At 59.6% G+C, this 25,567-nt stretch carries 20 protein-coding genes; 10 read left to right on the top strand and 10 right to left on the bottom strand.

What is annotated here, in order from left to right; genetic code table 11:
- Positions 1 to 18: 18 nt before the first annotated feature.
- From M8N44_RS09455 to M8N44_RS09435, 5 genes are all read left to right on the top strand, one after another.
- Positions 19 to 1,092: an acyltransferase family protein gene (locus M8N44_RS09455; RefSeq protein ID WP_102728586.1), complete on the top strand. Its 1,074-nt coding sequence runs from the start codon at positions 19 to 21 to the stop codon at positions 1,090 to 1,092.
- Positions 1,093 to 1,251: 159 nt separating this feature from the next.
- Entirely contained in the window at positions 1,252 to 2,814 is a 1,563-nt protein-coding gene (locus M8N44_RS09450) for an HD domain-containing protein (protein ID WP_102721107.1), read from the top strand.
- A gap of 35 nt (positions 2,815 to 2,849) precedes the next feature.
- A complete protein-coding gene (ppk1, locus tag M8N44_RS09445) occupies positions 2,850 to 4,937 on the top strand; it encodes a polyphosphate kinase 1 (RefSeq protein WP_046434442.1) in 2,088 nt (695 codons plus the stop codon).
- A gap of 87 nt (positions 4,938 to 5,024) precedes the next feature.
- The gene (locus tag M8N44_RS09440) at positions 5,025 to 6,320 is read left to right on the top strand and encodes a hypothetical protein (RefSeq protein WP_022396886.1); all 1,296 of its coding nucleotides are present in this window, start codon (positions 5,025 to 5,027) and stop codon (positions 6,318 to 6,320) included.
- Between the two features lie 164 nt (positions 6,321 to 6,484).
- Positions 6,485 to 10,201 (top strand): VIT domain-containing protein, encoded by a 3,717-nt coding sequence (locus M8N44_RS09435; RefSeq protein WP_164917405.1) that lies wholly within the window; start codon positions 6,485 to 6,487, stop codon positions 10,199 to 10,201.
- Between the two features lie 45 nt (positions 10,202 to 10,246).
- On the opposite strand, the gene M8N44_RS13950 is transcribed toward M8N44_RS09435, so the two are convergent.
- The 3 genes from M8N44_RS13950 to M8N44_RS09425 are packed head-to-tail and all read right to left on the bottom strand — an operon-like array spanning position 10,247 to position 12,460.
- A complete protein-coding gene (locus tag M8N44_RS13950; RefSeq protein ID WP_343207016.1) occupies positions 10,247 to 10,879 on the bottom strand; it encodes a glycosyltransferase family 8 protein in 633 nt (210 codons plus the stop codon).
- Complete coding sequence (locus M8N44_RS13945) at positions 10,873 to 11,349, bottom strand: glycosyltransferase (RefSeq protein WP_283938720.1); 477 nt, start codon at positions 11,347 to 11,349, stop codon at positions 10,873 to 10,875. The genes M8N44_RS13950 and M8N44_RS13945 overlap by 7 nt, the downstream gene beginning before the upstream one ends.
- 22 nt (positions 11,350 to 11,371) lie before the next feature.
- Positions 11,372 to 12,460, bottom strand: a complete 1,089-nt coding sequence (locus M8N44_RS09425; protein WP_102728589.1) for a glycosyltransferase family 8 protein — start codon at positions 12,458 to 12,460, stop codon at positions 11,372 to 11,374.
- A gap of 557 nt (positions 12,461 to 13,017) precedes the next feature.
- Here M8N44_RS09425 and M8N44_RS09420 point away from each other — a divergent pair.
- The 4 genes from M8N44_RS09420 (at position 13,018) to M8N44_RS09405 (ending at position 17,534) form a co-directional block, all read left to right on the top strand.
- A complete protein-coding gene (locus M8N44_RS09420) occupies positions 13,018 to 14,118 on the top strand; it encodes a glycosyltransferase (protein WP_102728590.1) in 1,101 nt (366 codons plus the stop codon).
- Between the two features lie 6 nt (positions 14,119 to 14,124).
- Positions 14,125 to 15,213, top strand: a complete 1,089-nt coding sequence (locus M8N44_RS09415) for a glycosyltransferase family 2 protein (protein ID WP_102728591.1) — start codon at positions 14,125 to 14,127, stop codon at positions 15,211 to 15,213.
- A 108-nt stretch (positions 15,214 to 15,321) separates the two neighbouring features.
- Complete coding sequence (locus tag M8N44_RS09410) at positions 15,322 to 16,461, top strand: glycosyltransferase (RefSeq protein ID WP_102728592.1); 1,140 nt, start codon at positions 15,322 to 15,324, stop codon at positions 16,459 to 16,461.
- Positions 16,458 to 17,534, top strand: a complete 1,077-nt coding sequence (locus tag M8N44_RS09405) for a glycosyltransferase (RefSeq protein WP_046437702.1) — start codon at positions 16,458 to 16,460, stop codon at positions 17,532 to 17,534. The genes M8N44_RS09410 and M8N44_RS09405 overlap by 4 nt, the downstream gene beginning before the upstream one ends.
- Positions 17,535 to 17,609: 75 nt before the next feature.
- Here the strand turns inward: M8N44_RS09405 and M8N44_RS09400 are convergent, their stop codons facing one another.
- The 7 genes from M8N44_RS09400 to M8N44_RS09370 form a co-directional block, all read right to left on the bottom strand.
- Positions 17,610 to 18,173, bottom strand: a complete 564-nt coding sequence (locus M8N44_RS09400; protein ID WP_046437700.1) for a DJ-1 family glyoxalase III — start codon at positions 18,171 to 18,173, stop codon at positions 17,610 to 17,612.
- A gap of 63 nt (positions 18,174 to 18,236) precedes the next feature.
- Complete coding sequence (locus tag M8N44_RS09395; protein ID WP_102728593.1) at positions 18,237 to 19,277, bottom strand: biotin/lipoyl-containing protein; 1,041 nt, start codon at positions 19,275 to 19,277, stop codon at positions 18,237 to 18,239.
- A gap of 87 nt (positions 19,278 to 19,364) precedes the next feature.
- Positions 19,365 to 20,513: an N-acetylglucosamine-6-phosphate deacetylase gene (gene nagA / locus M8N44_RS09390; RefSeq protein ID WP_102728594.1), complete on the bottom strand. Its 1,149-nt coding sequence runs from the start codon at positions 20,511 to 20,513 to the stop codon at positions 19,365 to 19,367.
- Positions 20,514 to 20,573: 60 nt separating this feature from the next.
- Complete coding sequence (locus M8N44_RS09385; RefSeq protein WP_046437698.1) at positions 20,574 to 20,822, bottom strand: hypothetical protein; 249 nt, start codon at positions 20,820 to 20,822, stop codon at positions 20,574 to 20,576.
- 19 nt (positions 20,823 to 20,841) lie between these two features.
- Positions 20,842 to 21,435: a peptidylprolyl isomerase gene (locus tag M8N44_RS09380; protein WP_180972172.1), complete on the bottom strand. Its 594-nt coding sequence runs from the start codon at positions 21,433 to 21,435 to the stop codon at positions 20,842 to 20,844.
- A gap of 158 nt (positions 21,436 to 21,593) precedes the next feature.
- Entirely contained in the window at positions 21,594 to 22,937 is a 1,344-nt protein-coding gene (locus M8N44_RS09375; protein WP_180975213.1) for an MFS transporter, read from the bottom strand.
- A gap of 4 nt (positions 22,938 to 22,941) precedes the next feature.
- The gene (locus M8N44_RS09370; protein ID WP_244060116.1) at positions 22,942 to 24,435 is read right to left on the bottom strand and encodes a carbon starvation CstA family protein; all 1,494 of its coding nucleotides are present in this window, start codon (positions 24,433 to 24,435) and stop codon (positions 22,942 to 22,944) included.
- A 309-nt stretch (positions 24,436 to 24,744) separates the two neighbouring features.
- Here M8N44_RS09370 and M8N44_RS09365 point away from each other — a divergent pair, with 309 nt between their 5' ends.
- Entirely contained in the window at positions 24,745 to 25,506 is a 762-nt protein-coding gene (locus tag M8N44_RS09365) for a PEP-CTERM sorting domain-containing protein (protein ID WP_022396919.1), read from the top strand.
- Positions 25,507 to 25,567 lie beyond the last annotated feature (61 nt).

The raw sequence follows: 25,567 nt of genomic DNA, 5'->3' as shown, positions 1-25,567 counted from the left end.
CTCCAGCCCCGCAAGGGAATGACGCCGCCGGACGCCCAGATTCCCGCTCCCGTAATTCTGGAGAGGACGGCCACGCACCGGATGGTGTGGGTGGATGTGGCCCGTGTGATTGCCTGCATCCTGATTATTGCAAACCACATGGCCTTCTATTCGGCGGAGCTCTACCGGTGGATATGGGCGGAATTTCTGGCGGCGCGCACTCCCTTTTTCCTGCTGGCGGCGGGTTACTTTGTGGGGCGCGGTTCGTTCGGTCCGCTGGACGGGGGGAGCTTTTTCCTGTGGAAGCGGAGCTGGTTTCTTCTCCGCCCGTACCTGGTGTGGGGGCTGGCGGCGGCCGTTCTGATCGGCTGGTCCCCCCTTCATGAATACTACGCCTCCTACCAGCCCATGTATGCATGGCTGAAGGGGGAGGCGGGCAGCGGCTTCTGGTCCGCCCTCGCGGCGTTCGGCCGCTGCCTGGGCATTGCCGGGCACCCGGTGGACGCCCCCATGTGGTTTCTGCGCGACATCATCATTTATACCGCTGTAGCGCCCCTCCTGTACCGCATGGGGAACTACATGCTCTGGGTGGGAATCATCATGCTCTCCCTGAACTACTTTGCGCTGGACCTGGCGGATCATGACTATCCTATCGCCAACAGCCTGGGCTTTTTCCTGGTGGGGATGTACGTATCCCGTTACTCCCTTCCGTTCCTGACGGAATCCGTGCGACGGTATGCGGTGCCGTTCCTGCTTGCCACGCTCGCGCTCACTTGGTGGCTGGTGGGCCACCGGGACCAGCACAACTCCATGCTTATTGCGCTGGGAATGCTGGGGCTGATGTCCCTGGCCATTCTGTTCACGGAATGGTTTCCGCGCGCGGCCAGATGGGTGGCGGGGCTGGCCCCGGCGTGCTTCTTCATCTTCGGCACGCACTACATCGTCATCATCCTGCTGCGTGAAAGCGGCTGGATTACGTGGAAGGGGGAGGCCTGGGACGTCCTGTGGCTCTGCCTGGTTCCGGTCATCTTCGCCGTGCTGGCGGGGCTCTTCTTCTGCATGAAAAGGTTTGCCCCGCGCCTGGTTCCCCTGCTGGGAGCCTACGGGAAATAGCCGCCCTGCAGGGCCGTTCCTCCGGACCGGAAAAGGAGCCGCGCTTATCTCTTGCCGTCAAAAGGCAAATTCCTTATTCTGCCCCTTGCTGGAACGGGCGGGGATGGCGCTTTTGTCACGCCGCCATTCTTGCTCCACGGCTGGGAAACAATACATGGTATGGCAATGATTCAAGGCGAGCAGGTTCAGGATTCGGAATTATCAACGCAGGCGGTGATCTACCTGGGGCCGAGCTCCATGAGCCTGATGGTGGCTGAGGTGGTTCAGGACAGGATTCGCCTGCTGGACTTCCTCCAGCAGCCCGTGCCCATGGCGCGGGACATCTTCCGTTTCCACCGCATTTCCCGGCATACCATGGACCGTTGCGTGCAAATCATCGGAGACTATCTGGAAATTCTCAAGGAATACGGAACCGGCAGCAGGCTTTCCGTCCGGCTCATGATCTCCAACATCATTTCCGAGGCGGACAATGTGGACGTGTTCGTCAACCGCATGCACGTGGCCCACGGCCTGCGGGGACGCCGGATTGACGACGGCAAGATGACGCGCCTCATTTACGTGAAGGTGCAGGAAACGCTGGCGCAATACCCGGGATTCAGCAAGAAAAAGGTGCTCGTGGTCCATACGGGGCCGGGCAATACCCGCGTGCTCCTGTTCCAAAAGGGGCGCATCGTGCGCTATTCCTGCTACCGGCTGGGGACGCACCGCACGGGCGAGGCCGTCGGAGAAATAGAATACGGGGACGATGTGGCGGAACTTTCCCTGCTACGGGAGCACATGCGCGGGCAGGTGGACCAGATTTGCCTGGATTACGGCGGCGTCAAGGGCCTCGCTGGGCTCATCGTCATCGGCCAGGAGATGCAGCAGCTCCGTGACCGCCTGGACCCCACGCCGGAAGGCAAGGTGGCGTGTTCCGCCTTGGTGGCGGAAGCGGAACGGATGTCCCGCACCACCCTGGAGCAGCGCATGAACGTTTACGGGGCGGACTTTGCCGGGGTGGATTCCCTTCTGCCCGCCGTGCTGATGACGGAGATGATTGCCCGCAGCCTGAACCTGAATGACGTGATCATCCCCGGAAGCGGCTATGACGAGGAATTCTCAAGCAGCCTGATCCGGGCGGAACAGCATCCGGGGGACCTGGAGGCGGAGGTGCTCCACTTCGCCGGGATTCTGGCGGACAGGTACAAGGCGGACAAGGGGCACCGCGAGCATGTGGCGCGCCTGTGCATGGAAATGTTTGACCAGCTCCAGGACCTGCACCGCCTTTCCGAGCACGACCGGCTGCTGCTGGAGGTGGCCTCCATCCTGCATGAGGTGGGGTCTTTCATCAGCCAGCAGGACCACCAGCTCCATTCCCAGTACATCATCCTGAACAGTGAAATCTTCGGCCTTTCCCGGGACGACGTGGAAACGATCGCCCTGTTGGCCCGCTACCATCGGCATGAGGTGCCCGCCAATTCCGACCCCATGTACGGGGAGCTGGAGCTGACGGACCGCATGCGCGTAGCCAAGATGGCTGCCATCCTGCGCGTGGCGGACGCCCTGGAACGCGGCCATGCCCAGCGCGTGAACGGCGTCCGGGCGCGCATCCGGGGCCGGATGCTGGAGCTGGAGCTCCAGGGCGTGCGTGAAACCGCCGTGGAAGACCTGGCGCTGCGGCTGAAGGGCGACCTGTTTGCGGACATCTTCGGTTATGACGTCGTGCTGGTGCCCCAGCGGTAGGCTGATTCAAGAAACTTCCATCCCTTATTTTCTCCATGTCTAACGAATACATCAACAGAGAGCTCTCCTGGCTGGAATTCAACCAGCGCGTGCTGGACCAGGCCGTGAGAACGGACCTTCCCCTGCTGGAACGCCTGAAGTTCCTGGCTATTACCGCCTCCAACCTGGACGAGTTCTTCATGGTGCGCGTGGGCGGCCTCCAGATGCTGCGGCATTCCGGCTCCCGCGTGAAGGACATTTCCGGGCTGACCCCAACCCGCCAGCTCAAGGACATCCGCACCCGCGTGGGCCGCATGATTGAGGACCAGTACCGCCTGTTTCATGAAGAAATCCTGCCGTGGATGGAAATCAACGGCATCAATCCGCTGGCCATGGAGGACCTCAGCACTTCCCAGAAGCTGACGCTGGAGCAATACTTCAACAACCAGATATTCCCGCTGCTGACGCCGCTGGACATGGATGCGCCGGAGGCTCCCGCGCTGCCGTCCCTCAAGCTGCTGATGGGCGTGGAACTGCGGGACAATGAAACCGGGGAGGTCCGCGCCAGCGTGGTGGCCCTGCCGGACGGCCTGCCGCGGCGCGTGCCCGTCCCTTCCGCGGAAACGGAACGCTACGTGATGCTGGAGGACCTGGTCCGGGAATGCATCGGCACCGTTTTCCCCGGTGAAACCGTTCTCTCCGCCGCGGTATTCCGCGTCACGCGCAATGGGGACATTGCCGTGCAGGAGGAGGACGCCCTGGACCTGGCGGATGAAATGGAGGAAGTGCTGGTGGCCCGCAAATTCTCCGAATGCGTGAGGCTGGAAATAGAATCCTCCGCTCCCGTCCCCCTGCATGACAGGATCATGCAGATCGTCGGCGCGGGGAAGGAGGAAACGTATGACCTCAAGGGCCCCCTGATGCTTTCCGACTTCATGGAAATGGCCTTTGCCCCCGGCAATGACCAATTGAAAGTGGAGCAATGGTCCCCGCAGCCGTCACCCTCCGTGGACCCTGCCGTCAGCATCTTTGAAAACATCGCCAACGGAGACATCCTGCTCAACCATCCCTATGAAAGCTTTGAACCCGTCCTGCGCCTGGTGGAGGAAGCCGCGGAAGACCCGGACGTCATCGCCATCAAGCAGGTCCTGTACCGGACCGCCAAAAACTCCCGCATCGTAGCCGCCTTGAAAAAGGCGGCGGAAAGCGGCAAGCAAGTGACGGCGCTGGTGGAACTGAAAGCCCGGTTTGACGAAGCCCGCAACCTGGAAAAGGCGGAGGAACTGCAGCGTTCCGGCGTGCAGGTGGTCTACGGCGTCAAGGGCCTGAAAACCCATGCCAAGATATGCCTGGTGGTGCGCCGGGAGCAGGGCATGCTGCGGCGTTACTGCCACTTCGGCACGGGGAACTACAATGAAACAACCGCCAAGATTTACACGGACATCTCCTACCTCACCTGTGACGACCAATTGGGGGCGGATGCCTCCCAGTTCTTCAACTCCGTAACGGGACGCACCAAGCTCATGCGCTTCCGCAAGCTGTACCCCTCGCCGGTGCTGATGAAGGCTCGCCTCATTGAACTCATTGAAGGGGAGGCGGAGCGCGCACGGCAGGGGGAACCGGCCCGCATCTCCGCCAAGATGAACAGCCTTCAGGATGTGGAAATCATTGACGCCCTGTACAGGGCCGCGGACGCCGGGGTGGACATTGAACTGAACGTGCGCGGCATCTGCTGCCTGAAAACGGGCCCCCGGCCCAACGGCAAGGTGATCCGCGTGGTCAGCATTGTGGACCGCTATCTGGAGCACGCGCGCATCTTCTTCTTCCACCACGGCGGCAACCACCAGCTCTTCATTGCCAGCGCGGACTGGATGACCCGCAATCTGGACAAGAGGGTGGAGCTCATGGTGCCCGTCACCAACGGGAAGCTGGCGCGCCGCCTCAAATCCATCCTGGACGCCTGTTTCAGGGACAACGTGCAGGCCTGCAATATTTTGCCTGACGGCACTTCCGAGCACGTCGTTCGGAAAAAGGGCCAGAAAGCCTTCCGTTTGCAGCAGTACCTGACCAAGGAGGCCCGCCGCTTGGCCAAGGACAAGGAACGGGAACGCCAGCAGATGCTGGAGCCCCACACGCCGCATTAACCCGGTCCGGAGCATTGGGCCGCATGCGTGGCATCCTCCGGCATACCTTCAACACGTAGCGGTCCGGAACATGTCTTTTCATGAGACATGTTTGCCCGCGTATGCTGTTTTTTCCTGATCGCGCTGGCTGGGGGGTACGGCTCTGTATGGGCGGAAGGTTCGGCATGGCAGGCGTCCGGGCCTGCGGGCCCCGGAGCCTCCGTAAGGGCTCCTTCCCATCCGGCGGAGGATGGCTTGTACTCCCGTCTGAAGAAGATGCCCTATCTCTATGACAACAAGGACGCGGAGTTCCTGAACCAGTTCAAGCTGCTGCTGACGGGGCAGTACCAGGGGGCTCAGGTCTCCCCTTCCGGAGCCAACCGGTTCCGCAAGGGCTCTCATGGCAGGGAAAACGAATGGCGGAGGCTCCAGATAGGGTTTGAAGCCGTTTTCTTCAAAAACCGCCTGACGCTGCACAGTTTGACCAACATGGGGGAGCTGGACGGCATGTACAAGGTGGAGGATGGCCGCTGGAGAAGAACGAAGACGGACTGGAGCATCTTTGAACTCTACCTGAAATACAAGGTCAATCCCTCCTTCTTTGCGCGCGTCGGGAAAATCACCTCCAAGATGACGGCGGAATTCCGGGAGACGGCCAGTGAACTCAAGACCCTGGAACGGTCCGACCTGGTCAACCAGCTCGGGACCATCTCCAGTTGGGGCGTTGTGCTGGAAAACCCGCGGCAGGACGTGCCCGTGGGGTGGGAGGCTTCCGTCTTCCTGAACGACACCAGCGACAGCCTGGCGCATGAAATCAGGTTTAATACGGCGGACAATGCCTTTGCCAAGGCCTCCGTCCATCTGGACGCCCGCGGCTTTCTGCCGGGGGAGAAAAGCCGCGTCTGGCTGACGTATGCCCACAACTTCACCCATTACGCGGGGCGCTCCCTGCCGGAGGATTCCTATTACTCCGGGCTTGGCGCCCGGGATGTGGCGGCGGTGGACTGGGTCATGTCCCGGGGGAAATTTTCCATGGTGACGGAACTCATGTCCGGCTTCCGCGTGGTGGGGACCTCTCTGGGAGAGAATGTTTACGGCCTGGCGGTATTGCCTTCCTACAGGTTTTCCCCGCATCTGGAAGGCGTGTTCCGCTACCAGCTCTCCCATGGGCGGGACGCCGTGAAAATGTACGCCCGCTATGTTCCCGCGGTGACCACCTATCCCAAATGGGTCAGCACGATGAACTCCTTTTACTTCGGCCTGAATTATTATTTTTTCCCGGAAGACCCGGACATGCTGAAATTGATGGCAGGGGGGGAATATACGACGACCAGCGGAGCGCCGGAAGGCGCCAGGTGCTTCAGCGGATGGACCTGGTTTGCCGCCGTCAGGTTCCACTTTTGAACGGGGAAGGGCAGATTCCTTTCCTCCCGGGGGATTGGCCCTTTTGCGGGCAATCATGCGGGAGCCGTTTACAACAAATAGTTTGCCCTGGACTGTGCCTTGTGGTAGGAAGGGAGGGAGATGGGAAAGCCCGCCTTTTTCCATCTCTCCCCACCCCCCCTAGAATGATGAAATTTACATATTCTCTCTGCCTGTGCATTCTTGCCTGCTGCGTTTCTCTGGCCCAGACGGCTTCCTTGCGTTCCGTTGTTCTCCCTCCTCCTTCCATGAAAGTGGAATGCCGCGCGGATGAGAGCCCCGTTTCCATTTCCCGGGCGGAAATCAAGTCTCGCGTGATGGATTTCCTGGCGGAAACGGAAGTGACGCTGGTTTTTCACAACCCCAACACGCGTGTGATGGAAGGGGAATTGGTGTACCCTCTCCCGGCTGGAGCCATCGTACAGGGGTATGCGCTGGACATCAACGGCCGCATGGTGGATGGCGTGCCGGTACCCAGGCAAAAGGCGCGCGTGGCGTTTGAAGAAGAGGTGCGCAAACAGGTTGATCCCGGACTGGTGGAATGGTCCGGCGGCAACATGTTCAAGACGCGCGTATATCCCATTCCTGCGGGAGGAACCCGCACTGTGCGGCTGCGCTATTCCACGGTTCTTCCCGTGGATGCCGCAGGAGCGCCGTCCCTGCAGCTTCCGATGAATTTCAAGGAGAAACTGGATTCCCTCAAGCTGAGGGTGGAAGTGTTCGCCGGCCGGAAGCCCGTTGTCGTTTCCTCCCCGCTGGACAACGTGGAATTCAAGGATTGGTGCAGCGCCTTCCTGGCGGAAAAGGAATGGAAGGGTCTGTCCCTGACGGAAGACCTGTTCATCTCCCTGCCGCGTGCGCAGGGAAAAGATGCGGGGAGAGCGAAGGTATTTGTGGAGTCCTTTGACGGCAGGGACTATGCCGCCGTGATTATTCCCCGGCCTGAGCGGACGGACGGAAAGAGCGGCGTGGAAGCCGCGCCCACGATAGAGCTGCTTTGGGACGCTTCCGGTTCCATGAAAGGAGCGGATGTCCGGAAATTCCTGGATTTTCTGAAACGATATCTTGCTTGCGGCAGAACGCAGGGGCGGCAAACCCGCATCAACCTGACTGTTTTCCGGGACCGGATCATGCCTTCAAAAACGTTCGAGGTCGCTCCGGACAATCTGGACGAGCTGGCCCGCGAACTGCTGGCTCTGGACTATGACGGGGCCACGTGTGACTGGAGCGCTGTTCGGGAAAAGCTGAGCGCTTGTTCCGGGGCGTCGGACTGCCTGGTTGTCAGTGATGGATTTATCAATTTCAGCCCCGTGCCGGAAAAGCGGGGGACTAGCTCCGCTAAAACCTTCGCCCTGATGGTGACACCGCGCAAGGATGCGAATACGTTCATCCGGATGGGCATTCCTGTGATCGACCTGGCCAGTCAAACGGCGGAGCAGGCGATGGAGCGCCTCGTCAGGGGGGAAATTTCCATCCGTTACATTATTGACAGGGGGAATATGCCCTGGAGGACGTTTTCAAGGTATGAAATTCCTGGAATGCCATCGGATTCCGTCCTTTTGCTGGCGGAACTGGAGCCGGGTTCCTACCGCGGGACGGTGGAGGTTGCCGGAGTGGAAATTCCCGTGGCGGCTGATGCCTCCGGGGGGACGCCCGGAACCATGCTGAGGGCCTTGTATGCCCAGGCAAGGCTCCAGGAACTTCTCTGCCGTCCACCCTCTGCCGTTAGGGATGAAGCTGTGGGGAACCTGGGAATGGAATATGGAATCGTGACGCCCGGTACCTCTCTGCTGGTGCTGGACTCCCTGGAGCAATACCTGAAATATGGTGTGCGTCCTCCCGCTTCCGCTTCAGAATTGCGGGCGGAATATGACAAGAGGATGCTGAAACGCGAACGGAAGGAGGACATGGCTGAAGAGACCGCAAGATTAAACCGCTTGAAAGCGTGCCTTGCTTCCTGGAAAGAAATGCAGAAATGGTACGCAAAGGAATTTTTCAATCCGGAAGAGATGGAAAGCGTCTTGAAAGATGACCGGTTGAAACAGGCCTTGATTCATACGTGCCGGGGCAATGACCGGGAGGCGCTGGAAATCTACCGGAAAGTATTGAAGGATGAGCGTAATAACCGGACGGCCTTGAAGGGCGTCACGGTCATGGAAAGGCGCCTCCGGGAAAAAGAAGCACAGGCTGAAAAAGCCTCTGGGGAAAACGCTGCCCGTGACAGGGAGCTGGCTGAGGCAAGAGCAAACTTGAACAGAGAACTGGACAGGGAGCCTGCGGACATAGCGGGAAGCCTCCGCCTGGCCTACGGCTTTTATGACCTTGGGGATTACGATAAGGCCCTTTCCCTGTTTAACAGGATATTGGAAAAGGCTCCGGAAAATGTTTCGGCAAGAAGGGGTGCGGAGACTGTGGCCCGCAGAAAAACTGCCTATTACTCCGCCGCTTATGATGAAAGAAGGAGCGCCATGCTGGCGGAAGTGGATTCTCTCTGGGAGCGTCCGGCCGGATCCTCTCCGGAGGATGAAAATTCGGGGGAATCCGCTCCGGCGCCTGTTATAGTTCAAGGTAACAATATATCCGGAGATTCCGGTGCTGTCATCAGGGCGTCCGGAAGTTTTAGTGCAGAAGCCGGGAGTTCTCCGGACTCCGCCTCCCCGGATCTGCTGGAGAACGAGAATTCCGCTCCGGAAAATCAAGAGGTGGTAGGGTCCCTGTTCCTGGGAGGGGGAGAAACATTAAATGGACTAAAGGCGCGGGAACAGGATGCCGGTTCTTCCCCCGTCATGAACGTGAAGGCGTGGGACTCCAAGGCTCCGTATCTGGCGGCTCTGGATGCGGCTGACCGCCCTTTTGCGGTCTATATGAAACTCAAGGAAAAGTATGGGGACAGCCCCGGTTTTTACATGGACTGCTCTGACTGGTTTGCCGGGAAGGGGGACAAGGCGCTGGCTGTCCAGATTCTGTCCAACCTGGCGGAGCTGGAACTGGAAAACCGTTCCCTGCTGCGCATGCTGGGCTACAAGCTGCGTTACATGGGAGAACTCCGGCAAGCCAGGTTCATTTTTGAAACCGTAAAAACGCTGTTTCCGGAAGAACCCCAGTCCTACCGGGATCTGGCGCTGGTGCTGGATGAACTGGGGGAATCCCAAAAGGCGTTCGACATGTACCGGGAGGTGCTGGAACGCCCGATGCCCCGCCGCTTCACCGGCGTGGAGCAGATTGTGCTGGTGGAACTGAACCGGCTTGTTTCCCGGAGCAGGGCGGCGGGAGTGAAGCTGGATACCGGGGGGCTGAACCCTGCCTTTCTCCAGCCGGTGGAGGCTGATTTGCGCGTGGTCATCAACTGGGACACAGATGCGTCTGACATGGACCTTTGGGTCACGGACATCACCGGAGAAAAATGCTATTACTCCCATCGGCTGACCACTCATGGCGGCCATTTGTCCCGTGACGTGACGCAGGGCTACGGGCCGGAAGAATACCTGGTGCGCAAGGCTCTTCCCGGTCCCTATCTGGTCCAGACGCATTATTACGGCACCCGGTCGCAGAAAATGCTGGCTCCCGTTACCCTGTACGCGGAAGTGTACACGGATTACGGCCGTCCGCAGGAAAAGCGGAAAACGCTGGTATTCCGCCTGAATGGCCGGGACCAGGTGGTGGATGTGGGAAAAGTGGCGTACGTACAGGCGTGCCCGGCAGAAGGAGCTCGGGATTACCAGGTGAAGGCCGGGGAAACCCGGGCGTCCATCGCTGAAAGCCGGTTGAAGGACGGAAAGCGCGCCGGGGAAATTATCCGCCTGAATCCGGTTCTGAAAGACCGGGAACCTAAAACGGGGGAAATCATCAAACTGCCGGAGTGATTGGAGACTGCGGCTCTTCTCGAACGCCTGTTGCCGCCGGCGGGGCTATACGCCTTCAAAGACGCGCAGCAGGCGTTTCAGCAGGTTGATTCTGGCCTTGCGTTTCCGGAAGCCGTTCCCGAAGGAGAACGGCAGGTGCCATTGATTGTGGCGCAATTGCCGTCGCGTCCATTGCGTGAATTCCTCCAGCAATTGGGACAGATGGGGCCGAAGGGAGGCCGTTTCCATGGCCGGCTTCCACCAGACGGCCGCAGACACGATGTATTCCTCTGATTTTTCCGGGAACAGCCAGGGCTTTTTGGAGCCGATCATGTGGAAAAGCTTCCAGGAGCAGGTGGCGTGGATGTTGGAAACCCCGGCGAATTCCGTGCCTGCGCAGGACTCTTCCAGTCCGTTTTTCCCCAGTTCAAATTGGAAATGGTAGTTCCATTCAACAGGCAGCGGAAAAATCTGCCGGTGGAAGACGATATTCAGCGCGTCCTGGTCCGGATGTTCCAGGAGCTCATTGTGTTCTTCAATGACGTGGAGCAGGCGGACTTCCGCATCCTCCTCCCTCATTCGGTCCAGGTCCAGGACCAGCACGCCGGAGTTGAAATAGTGGAAGGGATCGTGCAGGCCCAAAGGTTGAAGTTTCCGGAGCTGGCGCCGCGGATACCCCGCTACCAGGCTGCTCAGCACCGCCCCGTATCCCGTACGGCGCCCACGGCCGCCCCGCAGAGGTCCGTATCGTAAAGCTCCGCTACGTCCGCATACAGGACCGTATCCGCATCCAGATAGACAATCCGGGAATGCCGGGGGAACAGGCTGGGTGCCAGCAGGCGCGCGTAGGCCAGGGCGGAAAAGCGTTTCACGTCCCTCCGGCGCAGCATCTGTTCCAGCTTGCCGGGAATGGTCATGAACTGAAGGGCTGCGTTCGGATAACCGGAAACGGCCTTGTCCAGTTCCTGCATGTTTTCTTCTTCCAGCCCGTCATGGACCACCCACAGCCTGTAGTTCCGTTCCGGGTTGGAATGGCGTGCCAGGGAATGCAGGGTGACGGCCAGGCACACGGTCCAGGCGGAGGTGACGGCAAACATGACGTCTATGGCAGGAGGCGCAGCGGCAGCATGGAAGGCTGTGGGCGGTGCGGCGGAAAGGGAGGAGGGCATGATGTTAAAGGATGGGATGGAATCAGGGCCATGAGCCGTCAAACACGGCCAGTTGGCGTTGAAGGGTTTTGATTTTCTCCCGGCGTTTCCGGAAATTCCGGCCCGGAGAGACGGGGAGGCTCCATTGGTGGTGGCGCAGCCGGGAACGGAAGGCGCGCGTGAATTGCCGGTACAGGGCGCGCAGCTCCCTGCGGAAAGCCGGAGTTTGCCGGGCAAGGGGCCACCAGAGGGCGAGATACAGGCGGTGGTAGATTTTTTCCATATCCGGCGGCAGCCACGGCTTGTAATCACCCACCAGGTGGAAAAGCTTCCAGGAACGGCTTTCAAACAGGGCCGGAGCTTCTTCAAACTCGGTGCCGGAGATGAGGTCCGCCATTCCCGCATGGTGCAGCTCAAACTGGAAGTGGTAATTCCAGCGGAGGGGCAGCGGAGCAATGCGGCCGTGAAAGACAATGTTGATAATGTCCTGGTCCACGTACGGAAAGGAATCCGGATGGGCCTCAAGCAGCCTCAGCAGCCTGTCTTCCGTTTCCTGCTCCCTCATCTGGACCAGGTCCATGACCATGACCCCGGTATTGCAGTACAGGCGCGGATTCGTTACCCCCATGCCGCTGATGTATTCCAGATGGTCGGGAAGGCGGCCCGTACTGATGCTTTGCAGGACGGCGCAGTCCCGGACGGCGCCTATCGGCGCGCCGTGCAGGTCCGCATCGTAAAGTTCGGCCACGTCTCCATTCAGCAGCACGTCCACGTCCAGGTAAACCACCCTGTCGTGCCGGGGGAACAGGGCGGCGGCCAGCAGGCGTCCATATGTGAGGGGGGAGAACCGTCCGCAATCCCTGTGCTGCAGAATGCGAAGCAGCCTCTCCGGAAGCCTGCAAAACCCCAGCGAGACGCGGGGATAGCTGGAAACGGCTTTTCCCAGTTCCTTCATCTGCTCTTCCTCCAATCCATGATGAACGATATGGAGTTCATAATTCCGCCGCGGATCGGAATGCACGCAAAGGGAGCGTATCGCCACGGCCAGCGGGATGAGCCAGGAGGAAGTGACGGCGAACATGACGGAAACGGGAGGTTCCGCCATGCCGGATAAGGGAGAGATAGTCGGCATAAAAGGAATTCAACAGGTCATGAAGAAGAATGGGAAAAGCTGAAAGCGTTTCCGGTGCCTGCCGGGAATTCCGGTATAAAGGTAGTTGGGAGAAAGGTCTTGTTTTTCATGGCGGAGATGAATACCGGAAGAGCTGTTGAAACAGGGAAAACGGGCATCCCTGTTCCGGCGTTCCGTTATTCTCTGCATGGGACATTCCCGGCGGTGAAAACGCTCATATTTTGTTTGGGCATCATACGAATTTCAAATCCGTCATGGATTAATATGGAATGATTCCCGTACCGTTTGGAGCGCCGTAAACGCTTGCGGCTTCCGGAAGCCAAACCGGGAGGCAGCGAACTCTCTTTCCTGAAAGCCAGTGCGTCCTGACGGAATGCATGCATTTCAACGGCTGAGAGGCTTGCCGCGGTCCAGGTTTCCGTTGCGTAATTCCGGAAGGCTTTTTCCGGGGGAAAACGGTTTCCCCTCGAGGAAGGGCCACGCAACGTAAGCTCCTTGGTATGAAAATCGGCCCTTGACCCCGGATTTGAAATCCGTTTACATAGGGTTTTCTTGGTATGAGCGCGGCTGTTTCCATCATCGTCCCCTGTTATAATGTAGCTCCTTATCTGGATAAATGCATGGAAAGCCTAACTCTCCAGACGCTGGGGGACCTTGAGATCATTAGCGTGAATGACGGTTCCGGGGACGATACCCCAGCCATCCTGCGCGCATGGGCTGAAAGGGATGGCCGCATCCGGGTGGTGGACCGGGAAAACGGCGGCCTTTCTGCGGCGCGCAATACCGGCATGGCCCTGGCTGGCGGGGAATATATCGGCTTTGTGGACCCGGATGATTACGTGGAACACTCCATGTATGGCCGCCTGCTGGAAAAAGCCCGCAGGAGTGATGCGGATGTGACGGCCTGCGGCTATACCGGTTTTTCCGACCGTGACGGTTCCATACTGGAAAAATGGAGCCTGTCACCGGAAGAAGGAGTGGAAGAGAATGTACAGGCATGCGTTTTTCAGGAAAATGCCGTATGGAGAAGGATGGCCGCCGTGGCATGGAACAAGCTTTACAAGAGGGAATTCCTGGAAAGGAACGGCCTCCGCTTTGAGCCCCGCTTCCGGCAGGGGGAGGACGATGCCTTCTGGCTGATGGTGCTGGCCCACGCTACCCGGCTGGCTGTGATTCCGGATCAATTATACTGGTACCGCCGCCAGAGGAAGGGCGCCATCTCCCTGGCATGGGAGGAGAAGGGGTGCCCGTTGCCCCTCGTTGCGGACCGTCTTCTCCATGCCACCGCTTACTGGAAAAAATGCGGCTGGCTGGAATCCGGCCTGGAGCGCGGCTGGGTTCTGCATGCCCTCTGGTACTACCTGCTTGTCCATCTGGTGCCTGCGCACAAGCCGCTCCCACGTCTGACTGCGGGGGAATGGGCGCAGCTGCACGGCCAGTTCCGGGAATGGTTCTCCCTGGTAGAAGGCACGGAGCGGTTGCAGGGTCTTGACAAATGGGAAACAGCTTTTTGCCGCCTGCTGGAACGACCTGCGGAACGTCCCGGCTTGCTGTCCCGCATCTTGTGGAAACGCCTTTCCCTCCGCAAAGGGCGCCGCGGTCGCTATTACGCTCTCCGTCTGCTTCTGGCTTCCTGCGGAGGTAAAACCCATAGCTGATGCACCATGTCCGTTTCCATTATTGTTCCGTGTTACAATGTGGCCCCGTATGTGGAGGCCTGCCTGGACAGCCTGGTGAACCAGAGCTTGCGGAATATTGAAATCATCTGCGTGAATGACGGTTCTACGGACGTGACCCCGGCTCTTTTGGACGCATGGGCGGAAAAGGAGGACCGCATCCGCGTCATTCACCGTGAAAACGGAGGGCAGGCGTTGGCGCGGAACCTCGGAATGGATATGGCCGGAGGTGAATACGTGGGTTTTGTGGATCCGGACGACTATGTGGAACCTTCCATGTTTGCCCGCCTGGTGGAGGAAGCCCGCAGGCATGGCGCTGATGTGACAGCCTGCGGCTACACCAGCTTTTCCGACGGAGACGGCTCCGTGCTGGAGGAACTGAGCTGGTCTCCGGCTCCGGGCGTGGACAAGGGGGTGCAGTCAGACGTGATGCGAACGAACTCCGTCTGGGAGCGGATGGACGTGGTGACATGCAACAAGCTGTACCGGAGAGATTTTCTGGACCGGCACGGTCTCCGTTTTGAAACTTCTTTCAGATCCATGGAGGACGACGTCCTCTGGCTGATGGTGCTGGCCCATGCCACGTGCCTGGCTGTGATACCGGACCGCTTGTATTGGTACCGCCGCCAGAGGCACGGCTCCGTCTCCCAGATGCTGGAAGCGCAGGAACGTCCCCTCCTGCTGGTGGCGGAACGGCTGCTGCATGCTACGGAGTATTGGAAAAAATGCGGCTGGCTGGAATCCGGCCTGGAGCGCGGCTGGGTACTCCGGGCTCTGAGGCATTATCTTCTGGTCCGGCTGCTGAATCCGGGGCAGCCCCTGCCGCAGTTGAGTGAGGAGGAATGGGGGCGCCTGCGCGGCAAATGCCGGGAATGGTTTGCCCTGGCGGGGGAAGCGGAAGCGTTCCGGACTCTCGGCAAATGGGACTTTGAGCTATGCCGGATGCTGGCTTCTCCGCCGGAACATCCCGGCTTCCTGTCCCGTGCGTGGTGGAAGCTTCTCTCCCGCTGCCGCGGACGGCGGGGACGTTACTACAGGCTTAAAGGGAAGCTTTCCTCTTGCGGCGGTGGGAAATAGCTTCCCGGCGGACTGGTTCTTAACATTCTGCGCATCGTTGGGGCTTGCGGGAACGCCTGTGTTGAAGTAAGGTAGCCGTTGCGGGAAAAGGCGCGGGCATCATGAATCATGGTTTCCGCTGGTTTTTCCCATGAAAAACTGAATGATACTCCCGATTTCTCTATGGATGGTACTGTTTCCATTATTTTACCCTGCTACAACGTTGCTCCTTATCTGGATGAATGCCTGGAAAGCCTGGTCCGGCAGACCTGGGAAGACCTGGAAATCATCTGTGTCAACGACGGCTCCACGGACGATACGCCGGCCGTACTGCGCGGATGGGCTGAAAAGGACGCCCGCATCCGGGTGATTCACCAGGAAAACGGGGGCGCCTTTTCCGCGCGCAATGCGGGGCTGGATGCGGCGGCGGGTGAATACATCGGCTTTGTGGATCCGGATGATTACGTGGATACCTCCATGTATGCCCGGCTGGTGGAAACCGCGCAGCGGCATGGTGCGGAGGTGGCGGCTTGCGGATATACCTCCTTTTCCGAAGAAGACGGCACGGTGATGGAAGACGCCGGGCACGCGCCGGAACCCGGATTTGAACCTGATGCCAAAAAATCCTGTTTCAGCGGTGAGTCCGTATGGCTCCGGATGGACGTGGTGGTATGGAACAAGGTGTACAGGCGTTCCTTTTTTGAAGAAAACGGCCTGCGCATGAAACCAGGGTTCCGCGGCGGGGAAGATGACATTTTCTGGCTGACGGCGCTTCCCCACGCGTCACGGCTCGCAGTCATTCCGGATCAACTGTACTTTTACCGCAGGAAAAGGGCCGGATCCCTTTCCGACGTCTGGGACCGGGACGGATGGTTTTACTCCATGAACATGGACCGTCTGGAATATGTGACGGCCTACTGGGAAAAAATCGGCTGGCTGGAATCTGCCGTCAGGCAGGGCTGGCTGGCCCATATCATGAAGCGTTATCTGCTGGCTCACGTCACCTCCGCAGAGGAAATCTTCCGGCGGCTGGATGAAGAGGAACGCAGGGGACTGGCGGCGCGTTACCGCAAATGGTTGAAAGGCGTGGAAATCGGTCCCGGCTTTGCAGGACTGAACAAGTGGGACCGCGCGTTCTGCCGCCTGCTGGGTGCGGAACCGGTAAAGCTCGGTCCCTGCGCGCGTCTTCACAGTACCCTGATGTCGGCATGCAGCGGAAGAAAAGGGCGGTACCACCGTCTTAAGCTCCTGTTATCCGGATTATCATGAAGACCGCCGTTTCCGTCATTGTCCCCTGTTACAACGTAGCGCCCTACGTGGACGAATGCATGTCCGGCCTGGCGGAGCAGACGCTGGGTCCCATGGAAATCATCTGCGTGGATGACGGCTCCACGGACGGGACGCTGGAGCTTCTGTACAGGTGGCGGGAAAAAGACAATCGCCTCCGGGTTATCAGCCAGTCCAACGCCGGAGTGTCCGCGGCCCGGAATGCCGGGCTGGATGCCGCGGAGGGAAAATACGTGGGCTTTGTGGACCCGGATGACCGGGTGGACCGGAGGATGTTCTCGCGCCTGCTTGGCGCCGCTGAAAAGAATGATGCGGACGTCGTGGTGTGCGGTTGCCGGGAATTCGTGGAAAAAGACGGTGTGGTCGTCCATGAGGGCGGCTGGTCCCCGGATGATGAATTTTATCCGGAGGAACGGGTGGAGCAATTCCGCCGCGGTTCCGCCTGGTGCCGGTGCGTGGGTCCCGTATACAACAAACTGGTCCGCAGAAGCCTGGTGGAAGAACATTCCCTCCGTTTTGTGGTGGGCTTGAAGGAAGGGGAGGACCTGGCCTTCCTGCTGATGCTGCTGCCCTTCGCACCCCGGCTCCGGACCCTGTCGGACCGTTTTTACCATTACCGCAGGGAACGTCCCGGCTCCGCCACGTATGGACGGGACTTGCTGCTGGGCGACTTCCGCATGGACCTGCTGGGCATGGACCGGGTGGCCCGTTTCTGGCAGCGGCACGGCCTGCTGGATTCCCCCGCCGTCTTCGGGCTGGTGGACTACTACATGGAATTCATCCGCAGGCACTTCATCATGAAAGAAGGGGCCTTCTTCAAGGCGTCGCCGGAAGACCGGGAAACCCTCCTGTCCGGGTGGAAAAAATGGCTGGAACTGGTGGGCGGGGAGAAAGCCCTCTCCCGGCTGGACCGGTGGGACCAGGCGTTCTGCCGCCTTCTGCTGGACTATCCCCTCCAGGGCAATTTCTTTTCTTCCCTGCGTGCCCGCCTGATGTCATCCCGCAAAGGACGCCGGGGGGCTTATTATACCCTGAAAAGGCACTTGGCGAGGTGAGAGGGAAAACCCTTCTTCCCTCGGTTTTTTGGTGTGGTATGAGACCGTGAAGGAGCCGGAATGCTTTCCGGAATCCTACAGGCCCGTGTAGCACATCTGCTCCTTGAGCTGGGCTACCTGGAGGTCTTCTCCCAGGTATTCCCCGATGCAGTAGCCGAAGAGCGTGGCGGCTCCGGGACCGTTGGCGGTGAGCATATTGCCGTCCAGCACCACGTTTTCATCCTTCACGATGTGGGCTCCCGCCTCATTGAGTTCCCGGTAGACGTCCTGGGCCGGGTAGGCCGTAACGTTCTTGTCCTTGACCAGACCGGCTTTCGCCAGAACGATAGGGGCGGCGCAGATGGCGGCCACCAGCTTGCCCGCGGCATGCATCTTCTTGACCAGGTGGATGACTTCCGGCGTGTCGCGGAGCACCCAGGCGCCTGCGCCGCCGGGCAGGATCAGGGCGTCCAGCTTGTCCGCATGGAGCTTGTCCAGCATGGTGTCCGTGGTGACGGTCACGTCATGGGTGCTGACCACCTTGTCAGACTGCACGCCGGCCAGCTGCACGTCAAAGTTCAGGCGGCGCAGGATGTCCAGCGGAGCCATGAGTTCGATTTCTTCAAATCCGGGGGCGGCGAGGATGGCGGCTTTTTTCATGGTTAATGAGACAAGGGGAGGGAATGGAACGTTCAAGGAAAAGGGGGCAGGATGCCGGCAGCCCTACAGGAGAAGCAGGACCGGATTTTCCAGCAGCGTCTTGAATTCGGCGGCAATTTTGGACGCCTTGCATTCCGGCAGGATGTTGGCGTTCACGTACAGGGTGACGGGCAGGATGAGCTTGGACACGGGGCGTCCCGCTTCTATGCCCGTTTTCGGCGTGGTGCCGCCGATGCTGATGATGCTGTGGGGCATTTCCGGGAGCACGGTGCGCTGGGCTTCCACGTTCACGCCGCTGTCGCAGAGCAGGATGTTGGGCGTGATGCTGCCCGCGGGGGGCGGCCCTGCCGCGGGGGCGGCCAGCCGTTCCATGGCGATGTTGTAAATCGTCTTGCCGGAGGCGTTTTCAATAAAGACGTATTTTTCCCCCTTGTCCAGCACCATGAGCAGTTCTGCGGCGGAGTCTCCCGCCAGCCATTCCGGCTCGCTGATGCACGCTTTCACCGCGGCGCGCACCACGTAGTCAAAGAGGCTGTAGCGGCCGCCGATGAGTTTTTCGCACTGGACGGCGATGGGCGTGCTGATGGCGGCCAGGTAGGCCATGTTCGCCTCCAGGGAGTACAGGTAGAAATTATCCACGCGCGTGGCGTGGCGCGTGTCCCGGGGCGCCAGCGGGGTCTGCACCCGGCGGGCGGGGCCGTCTGCGGGGCGTATGGAGGCGCGCACGTCCGCGGCCATGATCTTGCCGCGTGGTCCGGTGCCGCGCAGGGTTCCGGCGTTCAGCCCGGCTTCCGCGGCCAGCCTGGCGGCCAGCGGGCTGCATTTGACGGGCGGGCACGGAGGGCAGTCGCAGGAGGCGGCGCCGAATTCCGACTGAAGCAGCGCAATGGGAGCGCCCACCGCGGCGGAACCGCCTTCCGGCACCAGGATTTCCATCAGGGTTCCGTCCTCGCATGCCTGGAGTTCCACGTGGGCCTTGTCCGTCTCGATGTCGGCCAGATGGTCGCCGACTTCTACGAAGTCTCCTATCTTTTTGACCCATCTCAGGACGATTCCTTCGTGCATGGAGTCGGACAGGCGGGGCATTTCAATGGTAATAGCCATGGAGGTGAATGTTGAACGTTGGAATACGGTAAGAGGGGGATGGCGCGCCGGAAGGGTTTCCGTCCCGTCCGGCGCGCGGGTGCGCGGTTACGCGCTGTATTTTTCCACGCCGTCGATGAACACCTTGCAGGTGTTGAAGTCATCGTCCAGCAGAACCATGTCTGCCGTGAAGCCGGGGGCGATTTTGCCCAGGCCTTCCAGGCCCAGGGACTGCGCCTGGTTCCAGGAGGTGGATTTCACCAGGTCGCTGAGGGGCTTGCCGGTCAGGCGGTGCACGTTTTTCAGGCCGTGGGCGTATTTGAGGGTGCTGCCGGCCAGCGCGCCGGATTCCTGCAGGCGCGCCACGCCGTCCTTCACGATGATGGGTAGGCCGCCCAGGTCTCCGGGGCCGTCCGGCATCCAGGAGCAGGCCAGGGAATCCGTAATCATCATCATCTGGTCCGTTTCCTTGTTCTTGAACACGGTCTTGAGCATGTCCGCGCAGAGGTGGATGGTGTCGCAGATGATTTCAATCTTGATTTCCCTGTCCAGCAGGCCGGAGCCCACCAGGCCGATTTCACGGTGGTGCAGGGGGGACATCTGGTTGCAGTAGTGGGTCAGGTGCACCAGGCCCGCGGATTTCGCCTTGTTGAAGTCCGCATGGGTGGCCGCGCTGTGCCCGGCGGAGCAACGGATGCCGCTGGCCGTGGCTTTTTCAATGAATTCCACGGCTCCGGGCATTTCCGGCGCCAGGGAGACCAGCAGAACCTTGGCGATGGAGTTCAGGTTGGCTACTTCATCATAGTCCGGCTGGCGGACAAAGGCGGGATTCTGCGCGCCGCAGCACTTGGGATTGATGAACGGCCCTTCCAGATGGATGCCGGGCGTCTTGGCGAATTCCTGGTTCTTCATGTATTCCGCCACAGAGGCGCACACGTCTTCCAGCACCTTGGGAGACAGGGTGAGGGTGGTCGGCAGCCAGGAGGTGACGCCTTCCTTCATCTTGCATTCCGCAATGGTGCGGAGGCTTTCCAGCTTGGCGTCGCAGGTGTCGCAGCCGCCGGCGCCGTGGCTGTGGATGTCAATGAAACCGGGAAGGAGCATGCGGCCTTCCGCATCCACCACCTTGTCTGCGGCGGGGAGTTCGCTCCCGGCGGGATAGACGGCGGTGATGGTCTTGCCTTCGATTTCCACGGCAGCCCCGGGCAGGTCAATGCCGGGGGAGATGATGCGTGCGTTTTTAATGAGTGTTTTCATAAAAATGAATGGTTGGTGGATGGATTTTTAGAGTCGCTTGATGATGAATACGGGGTTGTTTCATGCCGTTTTTCCGGAAATGACGAGCCACGACCATTTGCGGCAGCGGGGACAGCGGGCAAAGTTCCTTTTCCTGCCTGCCGATTTGTAAAGGATGCCGTATTTCCCGAAGGGTTCCTCCAGGCCGCAGCGGTTGCAGCGGATGGTCCATCCGGGCGCTTTTTTTTCCCATTTGGCGACGTTCTCCGGCGTGGCCTCCACTTTCTGCGGAGTGAAGACCTGGTTGATGAACCGCCTGAGAATATTCATGCCGTTGATTGCTCCCGGTTTATTTGGCGGCGTCCAGCGCCTTGTTCCACTGGGCCACGCGGGCGGCTTCCGCCTTCAGCACGGCGGCCGCGGCGTTCTTGTCCAGAATGCGGATGTCCTTGATCTTGTCTCCCCGGACGATGGAGTTGACGATGGCCTGGCCTTTCAGCACCTTCCCGAAAACCGTATGGCGGCCGTCCAGATGAGGCGTGGCAACGTGGGTGATGAAGAATTGGGAGCCGTTGGTGCCGGGTCCCGCGTTCGCCATGGAAAGCACGCCGGGGCCATCATGCTTGAGGTCCGGGGAAAACTCGTCTTCAAAGCTGTAGCCGGGGCCTCCCATGCCCGTGCCGGTGGGGTCGCCGCCCTGGATCATGAAGTCCGGAATCACGCGGTGGAAGGAGATTCCCTTGTAGTAGCCCCTGTTGATGAGGTTCAGGAAATTGGCTACGGTGACGGGCGCCTTGGAGGGGTAAAGGGCCAGTTCAATGTCCCCCTTGGTGGTGGAGATGACGATATTGACGTCCTTGAGGCCAGCAGTGGATGCCGCAGAGGCGGTGAAGCCCGCCAGGGCGCACAGGGAACACAACAGAAGGGTAAGATACTTTTTCATAGCTTCTTGTTTTCCCCCCTATGTTGCCTGAATAAAAGCGGGTTTGCAAGTAAATCGCGCGCCCTGACGGGAGAATGGCGCAGGGTGCGCGGAAGGAGGGAAAGGTTTTTCTTTAAAAGGAGGATTTTTAAAGATTACTGCCTGATTGCCAGTACATTTTATCTTGCGCCCGGCGCCACGCGGGAAAAACGGAAGATCACCCACGCCATGCCGAGGCTCAGGATTCCCATGACGACGAATTGCCAGGAGGGGGGAATCACCAGCATCATGGCGTATTGGAATCCGACGGCCATCAGTCCCAGCACGCAGTCCACCAGGTTGCCGGCGGCAATCATGTCCCCGCGCTTGTCGTTGTCCGCCCGGTCCTGGAAGAAGGCGTTCAGCGGCACCAGGAACAGTGCGGCGGAGATGCCCGCCGCCATCAGCAGAGCATAAAAGACCGTGGAAGTCATGGAGACCGTAGAGAGGGCCACGCAGCTCAGCGCCATCAGCGCGCCTCCCGCCACGGAGACGTTCATCCGGATGTGGCGGCGGCAGATCAGGGAGGCCAGGATGCCCCCCAGCACGGTTCCTCCGCTCATCCAGGCCATCAGCACGGCTCCCACGGAGCTGAAATCGTCGCTGCCGCCGGAGATTTCCTTGGCCATCTGGATGGTCATCAGCATGATCGTGCCGCCGAAGAACCAGAAGTAGCCGATGCCCATCTCGCTGACGCGCAGGTTGCGGTTTTTCCACAGCTTGCCCAGTTGGTGGAAGTGTTCGTAAAACAGGGACCAGGAGAAGGGCCGGAAACCCTCCGGAGCGTACCGGGGCAGGTAGAAGCTGGAAATCGCCACGGGAACGGCCATCAGCAGGAACACCAGGCAGGGGAAGGAGGCGGCATACCAGCCGTCGTTGAGGCCGGAGGGTTTCAGCCAGGCGTCAAACCACTGGAAGAAGCCTTCCCCCAGCCAGTGGTGCCAGACGGTATCCGTGGAAGGCTCCAGCAGGTAGCGGAACCAGACGAAAACGCCGATCTGGCCGATGAGCAGGCTGAGGATGGAAGCCATTTCCACAATGCCGCTGGCGAACCCCATGCGGGAGGTGCCCACGATGTCCTTGACGATGCCCTTCTTGGACGGGCTGAAGATGGTGGCCTGCACGGCAAAGACGCAGAACCACAGGATGGCCCCGTCCAGGTTATGGGTACGCAGGCTCCAGTACATGCCCGCCAGCACGCAGATCTGGAGCAGCGCCATGGACTGGATGATGCGCGCCTTGCAGAAACGGTCCGAGAGCCAGCCGACGAACGGGGAAAACAGGATGAAGGGCAGCACGATGATGGCCCCAAGCGGGTATTCCAGGTCTCCCTGCGTGCCGTACAGCCAGACGCCCAGGGGAATGAGCAGGAATTGCGCCCCCTTTTCATTAAAGGAATTCTGCGCCTGGATCAGCACGAGTCGCCAGAAGGCTCCCCATGGAACCTTGCCGGCGTTTCCGGGCGTATGGGGGCTGGGGTTCATGAAATTACAGGTTGGGCTCCTCCGCTTTTTCCAGTCCGGAGCCGCGGAACAGGCACAGCACGCCGATGACGGCCACGAGCAGGACGCTGCAGACCAGGGAAGCTTCATAACTGAACCCGCACATTTCCGGGCTGGAGAACAGGTACTGGAGCACCACCAGGCTCAGGAAGGCGGCGGGAACGGCGGCCGTCCAGCAGCAGCGGTTTTTGCTGCGCAGGTAAATGGAGACGGCCCAGAGGGTGGCGGCGGCCAGGAGCTGGTTGGCCCAGCCGAAGTACTGCCAGATGATGGCGTAGTCCATGCTGCTTACGGCAATGGCTGCGGCAAAGAGGGGGATGGCGATCATCAGGCGGCGGCTCAGTTGCTCCTGGTTCAGCTTGAAGCAATCCGCAATCATCAGGCGCGTGACCCGCAGGGCGCCGTCCCCCGTGCTGATGGGGAGGATGACCACGCCGACCATGACCAGGATGGAGCCGACGTGGCCCATCCAGGATTCGGAAATCATCTGGATGGCCAGCGCCGGGGCCTTTCCGTTGGCGGTAGCCGCTCCCAGGGCTTCCGGGGTGCCGTAGAAGGTCAGCGCGGCGGCCGCCCATATGAAGGCGATGATTCCTTCCGTAATCATGGCTCCGCCGAAGACGGGCAGTCCTTCCTGCTCCGTTTTCAGGCAGCGCGCCATCAGCGGGGACTGCGTGGCGTGGAAGCCGCTCACCGCTCCGCAGGCGATGGTGATGAACATCACGGGGAAGAGCGGGAAATCCGCCGGGTGGCGGTTATGGAAGAAGTCCAGGTCCGGGAGCACTTCCATAGAAGGAATGTGCATCCAGTACGGCATGAATTCCGCAAAGGGAGCCAGGAGCATCACGCCCAGAATGCCCACGACCATGATGATCAGGGCGACGGAGAAAAGGGGATACACCTTTCCCATGATGGCTTGGATGGGAAGGATGGTCGCCAGAAAGTAGTAGCCGAAGATGATCCACACCCATGCAGAAACGCTCCAGCCAGTCATGGGGGCCAGGATGGCGGCGGGGCCCACGGCGAAGACGACGCCCACCAGCACGCTGAACACGATGCAGACGGCGCGGCTGATCCACTGGGCCTGGCTGCCCAGGTAGCGGCCCAGGATTTCCGGCAGGTTTTCCCCCTTGTGGCGCAGGGAAATCATGCCGGAAAAGTAATCGTGCACCATTCCGCCGAAGATGCAGCCGATGACGATCCACAGGAGCGCGGCCGGCCCGTACAGCACGCCCATGACGGCGCCGAAGATAGGGCCCAGCCCCGCAATGTTCAGCAACTGAATCAGGAACACGCGCCAGCGCGGCATCACCACGTAATCCACGCCGTCCGTGCAGGCCACGGCGGGAGTCTGCCGCGAGGCGTCCGGCCGGAAAATCTTTTCCAGCACCCGCCCGTAGGTGAAATAACCGGCCGCCAGGATCAATATCCCCAGAATGAAGTAGCAGTAACCGTTCATGTTGGAAAAAGGTCCAGCCATCTCATGGACAGGCTGTCCGTTCGGGGAACTTAACTGTTCTCCTCTCTTCTGGCAAGCCGTTAGTGAAAGAGAAAAAAATACGGAACGGATTGCCAATCCGAAAAAGAAATCCGATGTGCCATTTTTATGCATAAAAATCTGGCATTAGGAATTTTACAACGATTTAAAATTCCCAAAAAAGAAACTCTCATCAGAAAACGCCCCTGGGCGTTTATCTTCCTAAACATCTTGTTTTTATCATTTATTGTTGACTTCGGATTGGCAATCCGCTAAGGGATAAAGGTTGCTTTCATCCAACCTCTCCTAGTTATGAAGAAATCATTGATAATCATTGCCTCCCTGACTTTTGGAACAGCAGTTTCCCAGGCTGCGGTGTTGTGTTCCACTACTTTTAACCGGACCGGCACTTCCCTGGATACCGTCACGGTGAACACGACATCCGATGTAGGGCTCACTTCCTCCACCTCGATCAGTTCTGACGATTTCAGCAAGAGCACCTCGGGCAATGACCTCCTGGCCTCAGGTTCCATTCCGGCCTCCGTGTTTTCTCCCAATGCCAATGTGGGAGGCGCCGGAAACAATACATGGAGCGTTTCCTTCACATTCACCAATACCGGTTCCCACGACATGCTGATATCTTCCATTGACTTGTCCATGGTCGGGTTCACGGGTGCGGGGGCTGCCCAGAATGGCGGTGGCGGTATAGCCAATAATGGTTATGTGGGCGGATATGAAGGCAATTTCAACAAACCTGTCGATATGACTCTCTCCATTGACGGGCAGCCGGACCAGACGCTGACCTATAACGGTTCCACCGCCGCCAATGGTTCCACCGGCGCATGGACCGGCATTCATACGGGAAGCCACACGTACGATGATTTTCTGCTGAAAGCCGGGGAATCCCTGACCATCACCATCACGGCTTCCAATAACAGCGCTTATAACAAGGGCTGCTTTGCCGGGCTTTCGGGAATTCAGATTAACGGTGATTTGGTGGTTCCCGAACCTGCCACGGCCTCCCTGGGTCTTCTGGGGCTGGCTGCGCTGATGATGCGCCGCCGCAGACTTTAAGTCCATGCTCCTGAAACATTTGATCAAGCCGTCCGTTTTTTGAAATTGGCGGCTTTTTTAT

The organism is Akkermansia massiliensis (genome assembly GCF_023516715.1).
Lineage (GTDB): Bacteria > Verrucomicrobiota > Verrucomicrobiia > Verrucomicrobiales > Akkermansiaceae > Akkermansia > Akkermansia massiliensis.
The sequence above is the reverse complement of the archived record's forward strand: the minus strand, read 5'-3'. Positions and strand labels throughout refer to the sequence as shown.

What these genes read in the sequence shown, in the direction of transcription:
- M8N44_RS09420 (WP_102728590.1), top strand. Translation starts at nt 13,018, where the DNA reads ATGAGCGCGGCTGTTTCCATCATCGTCCCCTGTTATAATGTAGCTCCT.
- M8N44_RS13945 (WP_283938720.1), bottom strand. Translation starts at nt 11,349, where the DNA reads ATGCCCTCCTCCCTTTCCGCCGCACCGCCCACAGCCTTCCATGCTGCC.
- M8N44_RS09410 (WP_102728592.1), top strand. Translation starts at nt 15,322, where the DNA reads ATGGTTTCCGCTGGTTTTTCCCATGAAAAACTGAATGATACTCCCGAT.
- M8N44_RS09400 (WP_046437700.1), bottom strand. Translation starts at nt 18,173, where the DNA reads ATGAAAAAAGCCGCCATCCTCGCCGCCCCCGGATTTGAAGAAATCGAA.
- ppk1 (WP_046434442.1), top strand. Translation starts at nt 2,850, where the DNA reads ATGTCTAACGAATACATCAACAGAGAGCTCTCCTGGCTGGAATTCAAC.
- M8N44_RS09440 (WP_022396886.1), top strand. Translation starts at nt 5,025, where the DNA reads ATGTTTGCCCGCGTATGCTGTTTTTTCCTGATCGCGCTGGCTGGGGGG.
- M8N44_RS09415 (WP_102728591.1), top strand. Translation starts at nt 14,125, where the DNA reads ATGTCCGTTTCCATTATTGTTCCGTGTTACAATGTGGCCCCGTATGTG.
- M8N44_RS09395 (WP_102728593.1), bottom strand. Translation starts at nt 19,277, where the DNA reads ATGGCTATTACCATTGAAATGCCCCGCCTGTCCGACTCCATGCACGAA.
- M8N44_RS09455 (WP_102728586.1), top strand. Translation starts at nt 19, where the DNA reads ATGACGCCGCCGGACGCCCAGATTCCCGCTCCCGTAATTCTGGAGAGG.
- M8N44_RS09425 (WP_102728589.1), bottom strand. Translation starts at nt 12,460, where the DNA reads ATGCCGACTATCTCTCCCTTATCCGGCATGGCGGAACCTCCCGTTTCC.
- M8N44_RS09435 (WP_164917405.1), top strand. Translation starts at nt 6,485, where the DNA reads ATGATGAAATTTACATATTCTCTCTGCCTGTGCATTCTTGCCTGCTGC.
- M8N44_RS09380 (WP_180972172.1), bottom strand. Translation starts at nt 21,435, where the DNA reads ATGAAAAAGTATCTTACCCTTCTGTTGTGTTCCCTGTGCGCCCTGGCG.
- M8N44_RS09450 (WP_102721107.1), top strand. Translation starts at nt 1,252, where the DNA reads ATGGCAATGATTCAAGGCGAGCAGGTTCAGGATTCGGAATTATCAACG.
- nagA (WP_102728594.1), bottom strand. Translation starts at nt 20,513, where the DNA reads ATGAAAACACTCATTAAAAACGCACGCATCATCTCCCCCGGCATTGAC.
- M8N44_RS09365 (WP_022396919.1), top strand. Translation starts at nt 24,745, where the DNA reads ATGAAGAAATCATTGATAATCATTGCCTCCCTGACTTTTGGAACAGCA.
- M8N44_RS09370 (WP_244060116.1), bottom strand. Translation starts at nt 24,435, where the DNA reads ATGGCTGGACCTTTTTCCAACATGAACGGTTACTGCTACTTCATTCTG.
- M8N44_RS09375 (WP_180975213.1), bottom strand. Translation starts at nt 22,937, where the DNA reads ATGAACCCCAGCCCCCATACGCCCGGAAACGCCGGCAAGGTTCCATGG.
- M8N44_RS09405 (WP_046437702.1), top strand. Translation starts at nt 16,458, where the DNA reads ATGAAGACCGCCGTTTCCGTCATTGTCCCCTGTTACAACGTAGCGCCC.
- M8N44_RS09385 (WP_046437698.1), bottom strand. Translation starts at nt 20,822, where the DNA reads ATGAATATTCTCAGGCGGTTCATCAACCAGGTCTTCACTCCGCAGAAA.